Genomic DNA, 14113 nt, shown 5'->3' with positions numbered 1-14113 from the left:
GGCACCGGGTTACCGCCTGGAGCGTCTTCGGCACCGGCGTCGCCATCCTCGCCGCCGCCGCGCTGCTGGCCTTCGCGATGGACGTGCTCGCGGCCGGCGACAGCCCCGCCTTGACCCGGGCCGTCGCCGTGCAGCGCCTCCTCGACGGCAGAGCGCCGCCCTTGACTTCGAGCGGCGCGATGATGCCGGCGTCGACTCCGGACGGCGCGTCGGCGTCGGCGTCGGCCAGGGCTTGCGGATGGCCTCGGCCAGGACCGGCGCCCTGCTCGGTTGTGCGTGCGCGGTCGGGGCGCTGTTCGACGGCGGCCGGTCGGCCGAGGTGCTGCGGCTGGCCTAGTTCGGCGAGGACCTGGGACTCACGCTCCAGTTCGCCGACGACCTGCTCGGCATCTGGGGCGATCCCGCGGTCACTGGCAAGCCCGTCCACTCCGGCCCGCGCGGCCGCAAGTAGTCGCTGCCGGTGGTGGCCGCACTGACCAGCGGTACCACGGCGGGCCTGGACCTGGCGGCCACGTATCACGGCCCGGCGCCGGAGGACCTCGCGGGCGCGGCGGCCCTCGTCGAGGCGGCCGGTGCGCGGTTGTGGGCCCAAGCTCACGCCGACGTGCTGCTGGGGCGGGCCGTGGAGGCGCTCGCCGCCGCTGAACCCTGGTCCCGCCGGGGCCGCTTCAGGCGACGGGGCAGGTGGCCGCGTCCGATGAGGTCAGTGCGCCCAGGTCGGCGAGGTGTTCGGCCTTGCCGTCGGTGATGCGGAACAGGGCGCTCGTCATCGGTTCGCGTCCGGTGCCCGGGCCGGCGCCGGGGCCCGTGTCGCGGTTGAAGATCGCCGCGATGGAGCCGTCCGGCAGGACCGCGACGCCGCCGTATGCGGGGCTGGGTGGCAGGTCCGGTATCGGCTCCAGGTCGACGGCGGAGACTCCGGTCCCGGCGTCCCAGCGCAGCCGGACGACCTGGGCCATGTTGTGCATGGCGGTGACGGAGACCAGTTCGCCGGTGTGGGGGTCGGTGGCCCAGTCGCCGGTGTACGGGAGCTTCGGCAGGGCGTAGGTGGCCGGCCCGTCGAGGTCGATCAGCTTGTCGCCGGCGCTCACCAGCAGGTGCGAGCCGACGGCCGCGGCGCCGAACCCCCTGGTTAGGGCGGCGTGGTCCGGGGCGGGGCCGAGGTCCTCGACGGCGCCAGCGGTGGTGATCCGGACGAGGTGCGGGGCCCGGGGCAGGCGCTTGCCGTCCAGGTCCGTGGCCAGACCGGTCAGGGTGCCGCCGGGGGTGCAGGCGATCGCGTTCAGGGCGTACCGAATCCGGATCTTCTGCTCGTGTCCTTGCCCGTCGACCGTGTGCAGTGTCGAGCCGGTCGCGCCCGGCGCCCGGTCGACCCAGACCAGCCCCGGCGGCAGCGTCGGCCCGCCCGGAGCCGGCGTCGGAGACGGCACGAGCAGCAGCGCGGCGGCGATGGGGCGCAGCATGGAATCCCCTATGGTCGATTTGCGGCTTTTGTGAGTTGCCACCATACCTTGACGGCGTCGGGTTCCGTGGGCCGCGGATCGAGGACCGCGCGGCGCCGTGGTTGGACGCTCGAAAGCTGAAGCGGGTAATCGCCGTGGGCCGGGAACGGATCGGAGTTCTTGACTGCCTCCTGTGGGGCTCGTATCGTCGGGCTGGTTAAGCGGTTAATGGCGCGGGCGGTTGGTGGAAGTTTCGGGGGCATCCCGGGGCTGATCTGCGGGGCGGCCGCGGGCTCGTTGACGCATGCGCGGTGCTGACTACGTTGCAACGGCGTGGGCGCCTGCCCTCCCAGTCGGAAAGGTTGGCCACCGATGTACCGAAGACTGCTCGCGCTCGCCGTTGCCGTGGTCGCCGTCGCGGCCTCCGGCGGGACCGCTGCCGCGCATGACGGTGGTGCCGGGTTCGTGACGCGGCAAGGGGACGATCTGCGGCTCGACGGGAAGACGTTCCGGTTCGCCGGGACCAACAACTACTACCTGCATTATCAGTCCCGCGCGATGGCCGACGACGTGCTCGGGGACGCGGCCGCGGCCGGGTTCGACGTGGTGCGGACGTGGGGCTTCATGGAGGCCGGGCAGAACGGGGTGTCGTTCCTGACCTTCGACGGCACGAAGCCCGTGGCCAACGACGGACCCGACGGGCTGCAGCGGCTCGACTACGTCCTGAAAGCCGCCCGCGACAAGGGGATCCGGCTCGTCATCCCGCTCACGAACAACTGGAGCGACTTCGGCGGGATGGACCAGTACGTCAAGTGGCGGGGCGGGCAGTACCACGACGACTTCTACACCGATCCCGTGGTGCGGGCGTGGTACCAGGACTGGGTCGCGCACGTGCTGAACCGGACCAACTCGCTGACCGGCGTGCAGTACAAGAACGATCCGACGGTTCTGGCGTGGGAGCTGGCGAACGAGCCGCGCTGTGGTGGGTCGGGGCAGCTGCCGCGGTCGGCGGGCTGCACCGATCGGACGCTCGTGTCGTGGGCCGACGACATGACCCGCTTCATCCACGGCGTCGACCGGCATCACCTGGTCGGGGTCGGCGACGAGGGCTTCCTGTGCACCGACCGCGCGGGCTCCGACTGGACGACCAACTGTGCCGACGGGGTCGACTCGGCCGCGCTGGCCGCGTTGCCGGGCGTCGATCTGGCCTCGTTCCACCTGTACCCGGACGGCTGGGGCAAGGACGCCGCCTGGGGCACGCAGTGGATTCGCACGCACGCCCAGCTTGCCGCGCGGGTGCACAAGCCGGTGATGCTCGGCGAGTTCGGGATCAAGGACAAGGCCACCCGCAACGTCGTCTACAAGGCCTGGCTCGACGAGGCCGTCCGGTCCAACCTCGACGGGTTCCTCTACTGGATCCTGTCTGGCGTGCAGGACGACGGCACGAACTACCCGGACTACGACGGATTCACCGTGTACTGTCCGAGCCCCGTCTGCACGACGATCTCGAACGCCGGCGACGAGTTGCGGCGGGGTCAGAAGTCGCGCCCGCCCGTGGCCGACGACGACACGGCGCAGACCCTGCGGGACGAGGCGGTCACGCTGCAGCCGGCGGCGAACGACATCGCCTACCGGACGCGGGTCAGGCCCTCCAGCATCCGGCTCGAGGCGACCACCACCCCGGGCGGGACGTTCGCGCTGAACGCGGGCACCGGCGCGGTCACGTTCACGCCGGCGGCGGGCTTCCAAGGGCGCGCTTCCACGACGTACACCATCAAGGACGAGGCCGGCCGCACGTCCAACGCGGCGCGGATCGAGGTCACCGTCCGGCCCCGGCCCGGAGATCCGCTGCTGATCGCCGGCTTCGAGGACGGTACCGACGGCTTCGCTCCTGGTTCTTGGCAGGTCGGCGCGGGGACCGTGGCGCAGACCGGCGACTTCCACCCGCAGGGGGCAGCCGGCCTCCACGTGACGTCCGACGGCGGCGGCTGGTTCGGGATCGCGCCGCTGCCGGCCAAGCTCGACCTGTCGGGTAAATCCAGCCTGCGGTACGAGCTGCGCACCTCGGCCGCCGGCACCTCGACGAGCATCGCGGTGCAGACCGGCGACGCGTGGACCTGGTGCCAGTCCACGTTCGGCTGGGTGAACCCGGACACGACCACCACCGTCTCCATCGACCTCACGACCGCCATGTCCTGCGACGGCACCGCCCTGGCCGACGTGCGGGTGGTCTACCTCTGGTTCTCCGGCGGCGGCACCTTCGACATCGACAACCTTCGAGCGGAGTAGTGGAGCCATGAGGAAGGCAATCGGCCTGCTCGTGCTGGGCCTCGCGCTGACCGGGACGACCGGCTGTGGCAGCGACAAGGGGGCCGGCGACGGCAAGATCGGCGGCGAGATCACCGTGCTGACCCAGCGCACCGACATCGTCAACACCGTGTTCCAGGACTACAAGAAGAAGTTCGAGGCGAAGTACCCCGGCACGACCGTCAAGTTCGAGGCGATCACGGACTACGAGGGCGAGGTCCGGGTCCGGATGAACACCAAGAACTACGGCGACGTGCTGCTCATCCCGAACTCGGTCAACGCCGACCAGCTCAAGTCGTTCTTCGAGCCGCTGGGCAGCGTCGAGGAGCTGCAGGACAAGTACCGCTTCGTGCGCACCGAGCAGACGTTCGACGGCAAGGTCTACGGGCTGTCGATCACCGGCAACGCGCAGGGGTACGTGCTGAACAAGAAGGTGTGGGCGCAGGCCGGCGTCACCGAGCCGCCGAAGACGCCCGAGGAGTTCCTGGCCGCGCTCAAGGCGATCAAGGACAAGACGGGCGCGATCCCGTTGTACACCAACTACAAGGACGGCTGGCCGCTCGGGCAGTGGGAGGGCGCCCGCGGCGCGATCAGCGGCGACCCGGACGCGGCCACGAAGCTCGCCGACGACGACGCGCCGTGGGCGGCCGGCAAGGAGCACTACGTCCTCGACTCGCTGCTCTACGACGCGGTCAAGGGCGGCCTCACCGAGCCGGACCCGGCCACCACGAACTGGGAGCAGTCCAAGGGCCTGCTCGGCACCGGCAAGATCGCCACGATGGTGCTCGGGTCGTGGTCGATCGTGCAGATGCAGCAGGCGGCGACGAGCAAGGACGACATCGGGTACTGGCCGTTCCCGCACCAGACGAACGGCAAGTTCTACTCGGTCATCGGCGGCGACTACAAGAACGCCATCAACATCAACTCGAAGAACAAGGCGACCGCCCGGGCCTGGATCGACTGGTTCACCGACGAGTCGAACTACGCCACCGACCAGGGCGGCGTCTCGACGCTCAAGAGCGCGGCGATGCCGGCGACCCTGGCCGACCTGACCGCGGCCAAGACCGAACTGCTGGAGCTGAACCCGGCGCCGAAGGGCAAGGAGGGCCGGGCCGACAAGATCGGCAACGCGGCCGAGATCGCGCTCTACGACGGCAAGTACCGCCAGGGCATCGTCGACGCCGCCCGCGGGGCCAAGAACCAGACCAAGGACCAGATCTTCGCCGACCTCAACAAGAAGTGGTCGGCGGCCCGGGCCAAGCTCGGATGAGGAGGCTCACCCCGTACGCGTTCCTGTCGGTGCCGCTGCTCTTCCTGATCGTGTTCACCTACATCCCGGTGGCGAACATGTTCTGGTACAGCGTCACCGACTGGGACGGGCTCAGCCCCACCAAGGAGTTCGTGGGGCCGGCCAACTACGTGGAGATCTTCACCCGCCCGGAGCTGTTCGGGGTGCTGAAGGTGAGCCTGTACTACGTCGCCGGGTCCGTCGTGCAGATCCTGCTGGCGCTGTACTTCGCGGCCGTGCTCAGCTTCAGCACCTGGTTCCGCAACGTGTACAAGGGCTTCATCTTCTTCCCGTACCTCATCAACGGCGTCGCGATCGGTATGATCTTCCTGTTCTTCTTCCAGCCGGGCGGCACGCTCGACTCGGCACTGGGCGCGGTCGGCCTCGGCGGCGCGTCGCAGCAGTGGCTCGGCGACCCCGCGGTGGTGAACTATTCGCTCGCCGGCACCTCGGTCTGGCGCTATCTCGGGCTGAACTTCGTGCTGTTCCTGGGCGCGATCCAGTCGATACCGCCGCACTTGTACGAAGCAGCCGAGCTGGACGGCGCCGGCCGGTGGGCCCAGTTCCGCTGGATCATCCTGCCCGGTATCCGGCCCGTCGTCGGGCTCTCGTTCATCCTGGCCATCTCGGGCTCGCTGTCGGTGTTCGAGATTCCGTTCATCATGACCGGCGGCGCCAACGAGAGCGAGACGTTCGTCATTCAGACCGTGAACATGGCGTTCAAGTACTACAAGTTCGGACTCGCCTCCGCGATGGCCGTCGTGCTGCTCGTCATCATCCTCATCGTGACCTGGCTGCAGCGCCGGATCGCGCCGGAGGAGAAGGTGACGCTGTCGTGAGAGCGCTCAAGCACCTCTCGCTGATCGGGGCGGCACTGGTGGTACTGCTGCCGCCTCTGGTCCTTGTCTTTGCATCGCTGAAGACGCATCAGGAGTTCGCCACGTCCGGCCCGTTCGACCCGCCGCACGACTGGTTCAATCTGCACAACTACGCGGTCGCGTTCAACGACGGACACATGCTGCGCGGGTTCGTGAACACCTCGATCATCCTGGTCGTGTCGCTGGCCGGCACGGTGCTGATCGGGTCGATGGCCGCCTATGCCATCGACCGGTTCCGGTTCCGGCTGCGCGGCCTCGTCATCGCGCTGTTCATGCTGGCGACGCTGGTGCCGGGCGTGACGACGCAGGTGGCGACGTTCAAGGTGGTCGACACGCTGCAGTTGTACGACACGCGCTGGTCGGCGATCGCGCTGTTCCTGGGCACCGACATCATCTCGATCTACATCTTCCGGCAGTTCCTGCGCTCCATTCCGACCGAGCTCGACGAGGCGGCGGCGCTGGAGGGCGCGGGCGCGTTCACCATCTACCGGCGGATCATCCTGCCGCTGCTCAAGCCGGCGATCGCCACCGTCGTCATCATCAAGGGCATCGCCATCTACAACGAGTTCTACATCCCGTTCCTGTACATGCCGTCGCAGGACCTCGGCGTCATCTCCACGTCGCTGTTCCGGTTCAAAGGCCCGTTCGGCGCGCAGTGGGAGGTCATCTCGGCCGGCGTCATCCTCGTCATCATCCCGACCCTCGTCGTGTTCCTGGCGCTGCAGCGGTTCATCTACAACGGCTTCACCGCCGGGGCGACGAAGTAACTGTTGTAGGGTGCCGATCAATGACAGCTTCGGGTGAGCAGCAGGGCGGGCGGGTGACGATCCGGCAGGTCGCCGTGCACGCCGGCGTGTCCGAGGCCGCCGTCTCCTACGCCCTCAACGGCCGCCCCGGCGTCTCCGAGCAGACCCGGGCCCGGGTGCTCGCGGCCGCCCAGGAGCTGGGCTGGGCGCCGAACATCGCGGCCCGCTCGCTCGGCACGGCCCGGGCCAACGCGGTCGGCCTGGTGCTGGTCCGCCCGCCGCGGGTGATGGTCGTCGACTCCTTCTTCACCCAGATGCTCAGCGGCGTCGAGGCCGAGCTCAACCGCAACGACGTGGCCCTCGTGCTGCACCTGGTCGACGATTTCGCGGAGACGCTCGACGTGTACCGCCGGTGGTACCGCGGCCGGCACGTCGACGGCGTGATCCTGACCGACCTGCGGCACGGCGACCCGCGCCCGGCCGCCCTGCGCGAGATCGGGCTCCCGGCCGCGGTGATCGGCGGCGGCGACTCCGGCCTCGACGGCTTCGACCTGGCCGGGCTCAGCTCGGTCGACGCCGACACGGCCGGGACCGCGCACGCGATCGTGAGCTACCTGCGGGCGCTGCGGCACCGCACGGTCTTCCGCGTCGCCGGCCCGCGCGAGCTGCTGCACACCGTCCAGCGCGACGCCGCCTACACCGCCGCGGCCGCGTCGGTCGGCGGCGTGGAATACCGGGCCGTCTACACCAACTACGGCGCCGCCGACGGCATGCGCGCCACCCGCGAGCTGCTCAGCCTGGCCGCGCCGCCGACCGCGCTGGTCTTCGACAACGACGTCATGGCCGCCGCCTCGCTCAAGGTCGCGCACGAGATGGGACTCGCGGTCCCGGACGACTTCTCGGTCGTCGCCTGGGACGACTCCGACCTGTGCCAGATCACGGTGCCGGAGATCACGGCGGTCGTGCAGGTGCCGGCGCTGCAGGCCGAGCTGACCGCCCGGGCCCTGCTCACGGCCATCGGCGGGGGCGGCGAGACGCGGCTCGTGCTGCCGCCGGGGACGCTGACCACCCGGCAGTCGACCCGGCCCCCGAAGCGATGAGCTAGGGTGCAGTCGCAGGAACTTATCCGGTTCAGTAGCCTGTCGGGGAGCACCACGATGTCCGAACTGCGTCCGCTCCACTCCGGCTGGACCGTCCGCTCGTCCGAGCTGGGCCCGTTCCCGGCCGAGGTGCCGGGGTGCGTGCACACCGACCTCCTCGCCGCGGGGGCGATCCCCGACCCGTTCCTCGACGCGAACGAGGAGGAGCTGCACTGGATCGGAAAGACCCCTTGGGTGTACTCCACGAGCTTCGACGCCGTCGCCGGCGACCGCGTGGACCTCGTGGCGGACGGGCTGGACACGGTCGCGACAGTGACGCTGAACGGGGTCGAGGTCGGGCGGACGGCGAACCAGCACCGCGGGTACCGATGGGACGTCACCTCGCTCCTGCGACCCGCCGGCAACGAGCTGACGGTGCGGTTCGACTCCGCCTACGACTACGCGGAGCGGGTGCGCGACGCGCTCGGGGTGCGGCCGAACGCCTATCCTGAACCGTTTCAGTACATCCGGAAGATGGCGTGCAACTTCGGGTGGGACTGGGGCCCGACCGTGGTGACGGCCGGCATCTGGCAGCCGATCGGCCTGCACTCCTGGTCGGTTGCCCGCCTGGCCTCGGTGCGGCCGCTGGTCTCGGTCGACGGCACCACCGGCCGGGTCGAGGTGCTGGTCTCGCTGGAGCGCACGTCCGATGCTCCCGTTGTCGTTCGCGCCTCCGTGTCCGGTTTCGAGGCTTCCGTCGAGGTGCCGGCCGGCGAGGTCTCGGCGTCGGTCGTCGTCGAGGTGCCGGACGTCGAGCTGTGGTGGCCGCGCGGGTACGGCGCCGCCCGCCTGTACGACCTGCGCGTCTGCGTCGCCGACGACGTGTGGGAGCGGCGGATCGGGTTCCGCACCGTCGAGCTCGACACGGCCGCCGACGCCGACGGGTCGCGGTTCGTGCTGCGGGTCAACGGGGAGCCGGTGTTCGTGCGCGGCGTGAACTGGATCCCCGACGACGCGTTCGTGACGCGGGTCGGCCGGGCGCGCTACCGCGAACGGATCACCCAGGGCGTCGAGGCCGGCGTGAACTACCTGCGGGTGTGGGGCGGCGGGCGGTACGAGAGCGACGACTTCTACGACATCGCCGACGAGCTCGGCGTGCTCGTCGGGCAGGACTTCCCCTTCGCGTGCGCGGCCTATCCGGAGGAGGACCCGCTCGGCGCCGAGGTCGAGGCCGAGGCGCGGCAGCAGGTGGTGCGCCTGATGCCGCACCCGAGCCTGGTCATGTGGGTGGGCAACAACGAGAACATCTGGGGGTACCACGACTGGGGCTGGCCCGCCCTGCTGGAGGGCCGGACCTGGGGCGAGGGCTACTACCTGCGCGTGCTGCCGGCCGTCGTGCACGAGCTGGACCCGACGCGGCCGTACTGGCCGGGCAGCCCGTACTCCGGCGACCCCGCGCTGCACCCGAACGACCCCGCGCACGGCACGACCCACATCTGGGACGTGTGGAACACGCACGACTACCGGCACTACGGGACGTACCGGCCGCGGTTCGTGGCCGAGTTCGGCTTCCAGGCCCCGCCCGCCTTCGCGACGCTGCGCCGGTCGGTCTCGGACGACCCGCTGACCCCGCAGTCCCCGGGCGTGGCCCACCACCAGAAGGCGCTGGGCGGCAACGACAAGCTGGCCCGCGGGCTGGAGGGGCACTTCCCGGCGCCGGTGGGCTTCGATGACTGGCTCTGGGCCACGCAGCTCAACCAGGCGCGCGCGATCACCTTCGGCATCGAGCACTTCCGGTCGCTCAAGCCGCTGTGCATGGGCACGATCGTGTGGCAGCTCAACGACAACTGGCCCGTGACGTCGTGGTCGGCGATCGACGGCGACGGCCGGCGCAAGCCCTTGTGGTTCGCCCTTCGCCGGGTGTACGCCGAGCGCCTCCTCACCTTCCAGCCGCGCGACGGTGGCCTTGCTCTGGTCGCGGTGAACGACACGCCATCGCGCTGGAGCACCACGGTTTCCGTGCGTCGCGTCACCTTCGACGGCACTGTGGTGGCGGACGTGACGCTTTCGGTGGACGTGCCTGCGGGTGGGGCTTCGACGGCTGTTTTGGCGCCTTCGCTGGGTTCTTTTGCGTCGTCTTCCTCGGAGCTGTTGGTCGCGGACGGCGACGGGGCCGATCGCGCGTTCTGGTTCTCCGGCGAGGACGCGGAATTGTCGTACCCCGCCGCTAAGGTTTCGGTGAGGACGACGGCGGTGCCCGGCGGCGTCGACCTCCACCTGACGGCGGAGACGCTGGTCCGGGACCTGGCGGTGTTCCCGGACCGGGTGGACCCGGCGGCCACGGTCGATCGCCAGCTGGTGACCCTGCTCCCGGGCGAGTCGGTGACGCTGCACGTCCTCGGCACGACCAACACCGACGCGGCGGTGTGGTCCTCTGCTCCGGTCCTGCGCAGCGCCAACGACCTAGTCCAGGGGTAGCACCAGCTGCGGGGCCGGAATCGTGTGGTCGGCGCGCAGCGGGCGCACCGCCGTGCCGATCGCGAAGAACTCGGTGGTGTGCGAGCCCCACGAGTGGTTGCGCTGCGTCAGGTCGACGCCGACGATGCCCTCGGCGCCGAGCTGCTCGGCCTCGTGCTGCATGCGGGCCATCGCGAGCTCGCGGGCCTCGTAGAGCGCCTGCGTGAACTGCGGCAGCTCGACGTTGCGGCCCATGCTGGCCAGCACGTTGCCGAACGTGCGGTGCGCGACGTGGTACACGCACACGCCCATGACCATGCCGAGCGGGGCGTAGCCGGCCTGGAGCAGCGTCCAGAAGTCCTGCCCCGACAGGTCGGAGGTGAAGGGGCGCTTCGACTTGGGCTTCCAGTGCGTGTCCGGGTCGGCCTTGACGGCGGTACCGACGGCGAGGAACTCCGCGGTGTCGTTGCCCCATTCCTTGAAGTCGACCTCGAGGCGCACCGCGACGATCCCGTCCGCGCCGAGCAGCGCCGCCTCCGACTGCATGCGGGCCATGGCCAGTTCGCGGGCGTGGTACATGGCCTGGGAGAGCACGTCGAGCTCGGCGTTGCGGGACCAGCCGCGGAACTGGAAGCCGCAGTGGTACACCGACGTGCCGAGCACCAGCCCGAGCGGCGTGAACCCGGCCTGCTTCACGAGCAGGAACTCGTTCACGGTCAGATCCGACGTGAAGATCTTCCCGGCCCGGTCCGGCTTCAGCTCGGCCAGCCGATCGATCGCGTCCTGCGGCACCCCGAGTTCAGCCGGGTCGAGCGTCATGGCGCCTGCCTCCAGTTCACAGCGGAACGACGATCCCGATCCAGCCGCATCATCGACAGCGGCCGCGCACTGCCGGCCCCGACCGGCTTGCGCAGCCGCACGAGCGCGGTCCCGGTCATGGTCGCCACGGCGATCCGATCCACCGGCTCGATCTCGACCCCGCGGGCGGTCGCGACGAAGCTGTCCTGCGGGCGGGGGACTTCGCAGGCTTCCTCGTACACCTTCAGGCTCGCCCCATGCTCGATCACCGTGTGCGCCCCGGCCAGCCCCGCATCCCGCACCAGGCCATCGCGCGCCGCGGCCCGGGTCGCCCGCACCAGCTTGGTAGCCGTGCTGAGCTCGACGTTGTCGACGGACGACTGCTCCACCTCGGTGGCCCGGTCGTGCACAACCTTGACGCCGACCCCGAGCACCACGGCCACGGGCATCCAGGCGGCCTGGAGCAGCTTGGCGAGCTCGGCCGCACTGACCCCGGCCGTGAACGGCTTCTCCTTGAGCCGCCGCCGCGTCACTCCCGCCAGGCGCACCGCCGTCCCGGTGGCCACGAACTCAAGGGTCTCGTCGCCCTCCGCCCCGACCCCGCCGAGAAACGGCCGGACCGCGAGCTCGACGCCGATGACCCCGTCCCCACCGGCCTCAACGCAGTGCCGCCGCATCCGGTCGAGCGCGACCCGCCGAATGTGCCGCTCGAACTGCACGGAGATGTCATCGGTCTCGGGCACCTTCAGCGTCCGGCTCCGGCAGGTGGCAAACCCGGGCCCGACCAGGAACACCGCGGTGCCGCTGACCGGCCGGACGGGCTCGAACCCCACGGCCCGCAGCGCGGCAAACCCGCCCACGTCCCGACTCCCCGTCACGGCATCTATTGGACTCGATCACGCCCGAGCCGGGCAACCATCCATCACGACGTGCCGCCTGACCCGCCGGCCGACCCCGTGATCGCGCGCCCACCGCCCGGCGTGCCGGGTGGTGCGGTCACAACCGCCCGCCGCGATCCGCTCATCGTTGAACTCGACGAGGCTCTCCAGCTGCGCCGCGTCCAGCGGCATGAGCGCCGCACCGGACGCACGCTCCGCGTTCTTGTACGCATCGCTGGGACGCTGGAAACGGGAGTCTCCGCCGTCGACCTGGAGCCGATCCCGGACCTGCCACCCAGCCCCGGGTACGGCGGGGTCGCGGTCCTCGACGACGGCTCCATCGCGGCAATCTTCGACCGCGACGCAGGCTCCGGCGCGGCCCAGGCACAGGACGCGAACCGATGACGAGCGCCCTGTTCCGCATCGCCGACGGCAAGGCCGAACAACTCGCCGACCTGGGACCCCTGACCTCATCAGACGCGGCGACCTGCGCCCTCGGACAGCCGACCACCCGGGCGCCGGAGCGCTACTCCTCGTCGCAGCGCCGAGGCGTCCTCGATCAGCAACGCCGCGGTGCCCAGGCGGCGGGCCAGCTCGGCCAGGCGCTGCGGTTCGACGGGTGCGGCGCCGCGGCGTGCACCTTGGTCACGAGCGGGCAGGTGGCGGCGGTCGGCCTCGGCGAGCTCCTCCACGAACACCGCTGCGGGCTTGAGGGCGGCGACCGCGTGGGCGTTGTGCACGATCCGCCTGCGCACGTTCAGCATCGACGCGGTCGGCGACGTGGACGTGGACCGCGTGCGGCGCGCTGGCAGTGGCGGCGTGGACGGTGCGCGGAGCAGGCGACCGCCGGCGACCTGTGCGAGCGGGCGCGGCATCCGCGCATCGTCATCGGGGCTGCGCCGAGCGAGCATGGCTGAACGGTTCATGGGCCTACTGGCGGTGGCACTGGCGGGCGGTGTGGCTTCCGCGGCGGGGAGCGCTCGGGCGAGCGTCCCGCCGCGGGCCGGCTACTCCTCGGTCTGCGGCTGGACGTGGCCGGCGGCGTGGCGGCCCGGCTTGCGGGACTTGAACAGGGAAGCGGCCGCGCCGCCGACGCCCTTGATGGCGGTCAGGGCCTGCGGCTCGTCGGGGATGCCGTCGCCGTCCAGGTCGACCCGGCGGAACGGGCGGGACACCGCTCCCGCCGCGGCGGCCACCGCGCCGCCCGCCGTCTTCGCGGCGTCTTCTAGGGCGGCGAGGGCGCGGTTTGATTCTGCCCCGTCGTCTGTCACGGGCACGGCGAGATGCGCCGGGAACACATCCGGGGCGTCGGCGAACGCGAGCCGGGCCGCCTCGACCACCTCGCGGCCGAACAGGAACCGCGTGACGCCGCCGGCCAGGGCGCCGACGCCGTACTCGACCGCCGCCTGCTGTTTGCCGCTCAGGTTCTGGCGCACGGTGTCCAGGCGCCCGGTCTGGATGGTGCCGACGAGACTCTGCGCCGCGCTCCCGGGCAGCAGGTCGGCGAGGGTGTTCGCCCAGTGTCCCCAGTCGCCGCGCCCGGCCGCGATCGCCTGTCCGACGCCGACGGCCCCGCCCGCGGCTGCCCCGGCGACCGCGAGGTCGGTGCCCGGCCGCGCGATGTCGGCCGCCATCAGCGCGATCTGCTGCTGGCTGACCCGTCCGTTCGACAGCCCGTACACGAGCGCATGGGCCTGGTCCTTGTCAAGCTCCTTGCCGTGGATGTCGGCCAGGGCCAGCCCGAAGATCGCCGTGATCTCGAACTGCAACTGCTCGTCACCGGCCGGGAGCAGCGCGGCGACGCGCCGGGCTCCCGTCACCGCCGCCCCGCGCGCGACCTGCTTGGCCACCGCCTTCGCGGCCTGCTTCCCGGCATGCTTGGCCGCCTGCCGGGAAGCGCTTTTGGCCCCGGCCGCAGCGGCCCCGACCCCGGGGATGAGCGCGATGCCGACGTCGGCCACGATCGCCGCCGCGGTGACGACCCCGCCCGCGGTGGTGATGGCCGCCACGTACTGCCGTTCCAGCACCCGGATCACCTCGGCCGGCGACGCGTCGGGATTGCGCCGCCGGGCTCGCAGCACGAACTTGCGGGCAATCGCATGCCGGACGCTGACCGCCCGGGCGATCTCCCGGCTGGCGTCCACATCGGCCAGCTCAACCTCGAACGTGCTGTCGTCGTCCGTCACGTGACGCCCAATCGTCGCTGGAATCCCGCCGTCGATTGGAGCGGAACCGGACCT

The 14113-nt window shown here is 70.9% G+C and carries 12 protein-coding genes; 7 read left to right on the top strand and 5 right to left on the bottom strand.

Annotation, left to right across the window (positions count from 1 at the left end; translation table 11 throughout):
* Positions 1-668: 668 nt before the first annotated feature.
* A complete protein-coding gene (locus ACQP00_RS36180) occupies positions 669-1463 on the bottom strand; it encodes a hypothetical protein (RefSeq protein WP_433204576.1) in 795 nt (264 codons plus the stop codon).
* Positions 1464-1814: 351 nt separating this feature from the next.
* Here ACQP00_RS36180 and ACQP00_RS36175 point away from each other — a divergent pair, with 351 nt between their 5' ends.
* The 6 genes from ACQP00_RS36175 to ACQP00_RS36150 are packed head-to-tail and all read left to right on the top strand — an operon-like array spanning position 1815 to position 10218.
* Complete coding sequence (locus ACQP00_RS36175; RefSeq protein ID WP_433204573.1) at positions 1815-3731, top strand: cellulase family glycosylhydrolase; 1917 nt, start codon at positions 1815-1817, stop codon at positions 3729-3731.
* Positions 3732-3738: 7 nt separating this feature from the next.
* Positions 3739-5019 carry an ABC transporter substrate-binding protein gene (locus ACQP00_RS36170; protein WP_433204571.1) on the top strand — a complete coding sequence of 427 codons (1281 nt, stop codon included), beginning with the start codon at positions 3739-3741 and terminating at the stop codon, positions 5017-5019.
* On the top strand, positions 5016-5876 hold the full coding sequence (locus ACQP00_RS36165; protein ID WP_433204568.1) for a carbohydrate ABC transporter permease: 861 nt from the start codon (positions 5016-5018) through the stop codon (positions 5874-5876). The genes ACQP00_RS36170 and ACQP00_RS36165 overlap by 4 nt, the downstream gene beginning before the upstream one ends.
* Positions 5873-6682 carry a carbohydrate ABC transporter permease gene (locus ACQP00_RS36160; protein WP_433204565.1) on the top strand — a complete coding sequence of 270 codons (810 nt, stop codon included), beginning with the start codon at positions 5873-5875 and terminating at the stop codon, positions 6680-6682. The genes ACQP00_RS36165 and ACQP00_RS36160 overlap by 4 nt, the downstream gene beginning before the upstream one ends.
* A 20-nt stretch (positions 6683-6702) precedes the next feature.
* The gene (locus ACQP00_RS36155) at positions 6703-7761 is read left to right on the top strand and encodes a LacI family DNA-binding transcriptional regulator (RefSeq protein WP_433204562.1); all 1059 of its coding nucleotides are present in this window, start codon (positions 6703-6705) and stop codon (positions 7759-7761) included.
* 57 nt (positions 7762-7818) lie between these two features.
* Positions 7819-10218 carry a glycoside hydrolase family 2 protein gene (locus ACQP00_RS36150; protein ID WP_433204559.1) on the top strand — a complete coding sequence of 800 codons (2400 nt, stop codon included), beginning with the start codon at positions 7819-7821 and terminating at the stop codon, positions 10216-10218.
* Here the strand turns inward: ACQP00_RS36150 and ACQP00_RS36145 are convergent.
* A complete protein-coding gene (locus tag ACQP00_RS36145; protein WP_433204556.1) occupies positions 10204-11016 on the bottom strand; it encodes a heavy metal-binding domain-containing protein in 813 nt (270 codons plus the stop codon). The two genes, ACQP00_RS36150 and ACQP00_RS36145, sit on opposite strands and share 15 nt — an antisense overlap.
* The gene (locus tag ACQP00_RS36140; RefSeq protein ID WP_433204553.1) at positions 11013-11873 is read right to left on the bottom strand and encodes a heavy metal-binding domain-containing protein; all 861 of its coding nucleotides are present in this window, start codon (positions 11871-11873) and stop codon (positions 11013-11015) included. Before ACQP00_RS36140 ends, ACQP00_RS36145 begins: the two co-directional genes overlap by 4 nt.
* 51 nt (positions 11874-11924) lie before the next feature.
* Here ACQP00_RS36140 and ACQP00_RS36135 point away from each other — a divergent pair, with 51 nt between their 5' ends.
* On the top strand, positions 11925-12278 hold the full coding sequence (locus ACQP00_RS36135) for a hypothetical protein (protein ID WP_433204551.1): 354 nt from the start codon (positions 11925-11927) through the stop codon (positions 12276-12278).
* A 68-nt stretch (positions 12279-12346) separates the two neighbouring features.
* Here ACQP00_RS36135 and ACQP00_RS36130 read toward each other — a convergent pair whose 3' ends face one another.
* Together ACQP00_RS36130 and ACQP00_RS36125 are read right to left on the bottom strand one after the other, a co-directional pair.
* The gene (locus ACQP00_RS36130) at positions 12347-12784 is read right to left on the bottom strand and encodes a hypothetical protein (RefSeq protein ID WP_433204549.1); all 438 of its coding nucleotides are present in this window, start codon (positions 12782-12784) and stop codon (positions 12347-12349) included.
* Positions 12785-12880: 96 nt separating this feature from the next.
* Positions 12881-14059, bottom strand: a complete 1179-nt coding sequence (locus ACQP00_RS36125; protein ID WP_433204546.1) for a hypothetical protein — start codon at positions 14057-14059, stop codon at positions 12881-12883.
* Positions 14060-14113 lie beyond the last annotated feature (54 nt).

The organism is Dactylosporangium sp. CS-047395 (assembly GCF_050942185.1).
Classification (GTDB): Bacteria; Actinomycetota; Actinomycetes; order Mycobacteriales; family Micromonosporaceae; genus Dactylosporangium.
The sequence above is the reverse complement of the archived record's forward strand: the minus strand, read 5'-3'. Positions and strand labels throughout refer to the sequence as shown.

Excerpts from the sequence above, each read along its gene's own strand:
- ACQP00_RS36130 (WP_433204549.1), bottom strand. The coding sequence starts at position 12,784 with ATGCTCGCTCGGCGCAGCCCCGATGACGATGCGCGGATGCCGCGCCCG.
- ACQP00_RS36180 (WP_433204576.1), bottom strand. The coding sequence starts at position 1,463 with ATGCTGCGCCCCATCGCCGCCGCGCTGCTGCTCGTGCCGTCTCCGACG.
- ACQP00_RS36175 (WP_433204573.1), top strand. The coding sequence starts at position 1,815 with ATGTACCGAAGACTGCTCGCGCTCGCCGTTGCCGTGGTCGCCGTCGCG.
- ACQP00_RS36145 (WP_433204556.1), bottom strand. The coding sequence starts at position 11,016 with ATGACGCTCGACCCGGCTGAACTCGGGGTGCCGCAGGACGCGATCGAT.
- ACQP00_RS36155 (WP_433204562.1), top strand. The coding sequence starts at position 6,703 with ATGACAGCTTCGGGTGAGCAGCAGGGCGGGCGGGTGACGATCCGGCAG.
- ACQP00_RS36150 (WP_433204559.1), top strand. The coding sequence starts at position 7,819 with ATGTCCGAACTGCGTCCGCTCCACTCCGGCTGGACCGTCCGCTCGTCC.
- ACQP00_RS36165 (WP_433204568.1), top strand. The coding sequence starts at position 5,016 with ATGAGGAGGCTCACCCCGTACGCGTTCCTGTCGGTGCCGCTGCTCTTC.
- ACQP00_RS36170 (WP_433204571.1), top strand. The coding sequence starts at position 3,739 with ATGAGGAAGGCAATCGGCCTGCTCGTGCTGGGCCTCGCGCTGACCGGG.